This is a genomic window from Streptomyces sp. RP5T (assembly GCF_003933965.1).
GTDB lineage: Bacteria > Actinomycetota > Actinomycetes > Streptomycetales > Streptomycetaceae > Streptomyces.
The window spans coordinates 1-2525 of record NZ_RSAJ01000881.1 but is presented as its reverse complement, the minus strand read 5'-3'; the positions used below and the strand labels follow the sequence as shown (position 1 = coordinate 2525).

At 69.6% G+C, this 2525-nt stretch carries 4 protein-coding genes; all 4 read right to left on the bottom strand.

What is annotated here, in order from left to right; all coding sequences use genetic code 11:
* On the bottom strand, nt 1-1134 hold a 1134-nt coding region (locus EHS43_RS42410), incomplete at its 3' end, for a cytochrome P450 (protein ID WP_148104273.1).
* Nucleotides 1131-1730 carry an ATP/GTP-binding protein gene (locus tag EHS43_RS42405; protein ID WP_260470969.1) on the bottom strand — a complete coding sequence of 200 codons (600 nt, stop codon included), beginning with the start codon at nt 1728-1730 and terminating at the stop codon, nt 1131-1133. The genes EHS43_RS42405 and EHS43_RS42410, both read right to left, overlap by 4 nt.
* Entirely contained in the window at nt 1708-2082 is a 375-nt protein-coding gene (locus tag EHS43_RS42400) for a DUF742 domain-containing protein (protein ID WP_125195792.1), read from the bottom strand. Before EHS43_RS42400 ends, EHS43_RS42405 begins: the two co-directional genes overlap by 23 nt.
* Nucleotides 2079-2486: a roadblock/LC7 domain-containing protein gene (locus EHS43_RS42395; protein WP_125195791.1), complete on the bottom strand. Its 408-nt coding sequence runs from the start codon at nt 2484-2486 to the stop codon at nt 2079-2081. Before EHS43_RS42395 ends, EHS43_RS42400 begins: the two co-directional genes overlap by 4 nt.
* Between the last annotated feature and the right edge of the window lie 39 nt (nt 2487-2525).

The window sequence follows — 2525 nt, the reverse complement described above, 5'->3', positions numbered from 1 at the left end:
GTCCAGGACCCGCTCGACGGCCGTCTCGCAGATCACGCGCGCCAGGTCGGGTGCGGCGCACGCGTGGGCCCCGGCAGAGAAGGCCAGGTGACCGCGGTTGCCGGTGCGGGCGCCGGGGGGCAGGCCGAGGGTGAGAGCCGGGTCCGAGTTGGCGGCGGCGAAGGAGACCAGGATCGGGATGCCGGGCTGCACCGTGGATCCCTCGACGACTTCGACCTGCTTCGCGTACAGGGGGCAGTAGTTCGGGACGGGCGGGTCCTGCCACAGCACGTCGTCGAGAGCAGCCGACACCGGCCGCACACCGGTGTGGATGTCGCCGGCGAACCGCTCGTCGGTGAGAATCCGCAGCAGTCCAGATGCGATCAGCTTGGCGGGGGGCGGCCCTGCCGCGCCGAACAGCAGGATGAGGGTGGGCACCAGTTCGCGGTCGCTCAGGCCCGCGGCGATCAGCGCGCTGACGACGTCCCGGCCCGGGTAGGTGCGCTTGTAGCGGATCAGCTCCAGGCAGGCCGCTTCCAGTGCCGCGTTTGCTTCAGCCGCGTCGGGTCCGGCGAGGAACAGCCGGGTGACCGAGCGGACGATCTTCTCGCTGATCGCGGGTGGGGCCTGGTACATGGCGTTGACCGTCAGCATGGGCAGCGCGTCGCAGTACTGGGCCACCAGGTCGGCCCCGCCGGTCGGCGCGAACTGGTCGATCAGATAGTCGGCGATCTCGGTGACGGTGCGGGCCAGCTGATGGGTGTCGACGGTCGAGAGCGCGGAGGTGAGGGCCCCGCGCAGACGCTGGTGCCTCTCGCCGTCCAAGAACAGGGCGTTGTCGCGCGGGCCCATCATCATCAGTGCCGGGCTCGTGGGCGGGACCTCTCCGCGGCGCAGCGCCTCCCAGTGATTCGGATCCTTCTTGAACCGGTTGGGGTTGTTGCGCAGCAGATACAGCGCGGCGCGGAAACTCACGGCGAGGTAGCCCCACATGCCGGGCTCGATCTCGACGGCCGCGACCGCGCCCTGGGTGCGCAGCCGCGCGTAGGTGTCGTGCGGGTTGGCGCTGAACGTGGGCCCGTAGATGGGCAACGGGCCTGTGGCGGGCTGGTAGGCCGGGCACTGCCCGGCGGCCTGCTGGTCGGGGTAGGTCATCTCACGGGCTCCGGCGTGGACAGCAGATGTTCGAGAAGGGTGATCAGCGCGTCGCGGGTGCTGGGGCGGGAGCGCGCGTCGCAGAAAACCATCGGGATGTGCGGGTCGAGTGCCATGACCTCGCGCAGTCGCGCTTCCGTGTAGCGGGGTGCGCCGTCGAAGTGGTTGACGGCGACCACGTAGGTCAGTCCGAGGGCCTCGACCTGGTCGAGGATGGGGTAGGTCTCGTCGAGGTGCCTCGGATCGCACAGCACGAGCGCCCCGAGCGCTCCGTAGGCGAGGTCGTCGAGGATGTCGAAGAACCGGGCCTGACCGGGCGCACCGAACAGGTACAGGACCAGCTTGCGGCTCAGGTGGATGCGGCCGAAGTCCAGGGCCACGGTGGTCGTTGTCTTGTGGTGCAGGTCAGCGCGGTCGACGCCGCTGCCCATGCTCGTCATCGTCTCTTCCGTCGCGACGGGCGCGATTTCGGAGATGCAGTGCACCATCGTGGTCTTGCCGGCGCCCATGTGGCCGACGAGCAGGATCTTCGCGGTTTGCTCGTCACCGCGCAGCTCCGGTCCGAGGTCGGGGTCAGAGTCGACGTAGTCCGGCAAGGACTGCCTCCATAATCGAGCGGTCAGGACGTTCAGTGAGGGCGTCGGTGATGCGCCGCCCGGACGCGGTGACGTGTCCGGCGTCCAGGAGGTCGCAGAGCAGGACCCGGACGACGGGAAGGGGCAGGTGCAGCAGCGCGCCGAGTTCGATGACGGACTGGGCTCCGTGTGCGAGATGGCCGAGGGCCGCGGTCTGCTCCTCGTTGAGGTCGGTCCGGCTGAGGTAGGGGGCCGACGACGACAGGCTGATCAGCGTGATCTGGTCGAGCGTGTTGCGGGTGGGCGTGGACCGGCCGCCCGTGACCACGTACGTTCTGACCAGCCGGTCGCCGCGTGGACGGTGGGCCGTCATCCCTGTGCTGAGGGCTCGCGTGGGCTGACGGACAGGGGCTCATGCAGCCGCTTCACGGTGTCCGCCATCCGGTACGAGAAGGGGCCGATGTCGACCAGGTCGCCGGCCGACGCCACGAGGTGGGCGCCGGAGCCTGCGGCGACGACGAAAAGGTAGCCGTCCCCGTACTGGACCATGGTCTGCTGCCAGAGGGTGCCGCCGTCTTTGACGAACTCGGCGCCGCTGCGGCTGAGGGATTGGAGCCCGGACACGGTCGCTGCGACCCGGTCGGCGAGGTCGCGGTCGACGCCGTCCGAGATCGCCACGGTCAGGCCGTCGGCGGACAGCAACAGGGCATGCCGGGCATGGGGAGCCGTGACCAGCTCGTTGAGGATCCAGCTCAGGTCAGTTCGGATCGCTGTCATCGGGGGGACTCCTCGCTCGTGGGGGAAGGGTGGGAAACC

Bases quoted from the DNA above. Each gene is read 5' to 3' on its own strand.
- EHS43_RS42400 (WP_125195792.1), bottom strand. From the start codon at position 2,082: ATGACGGCCCACCGTCCACGCGGCGACCGGCTGGTCAGAACGTACGTG.
- EHS43_RS42395 (WP_125195791.1), bottom strand. From the start codon at position 2,486: ATGACAGCGATCCGAACTGACCTGAGCTGGATCCTCAACGAGCTGGTC.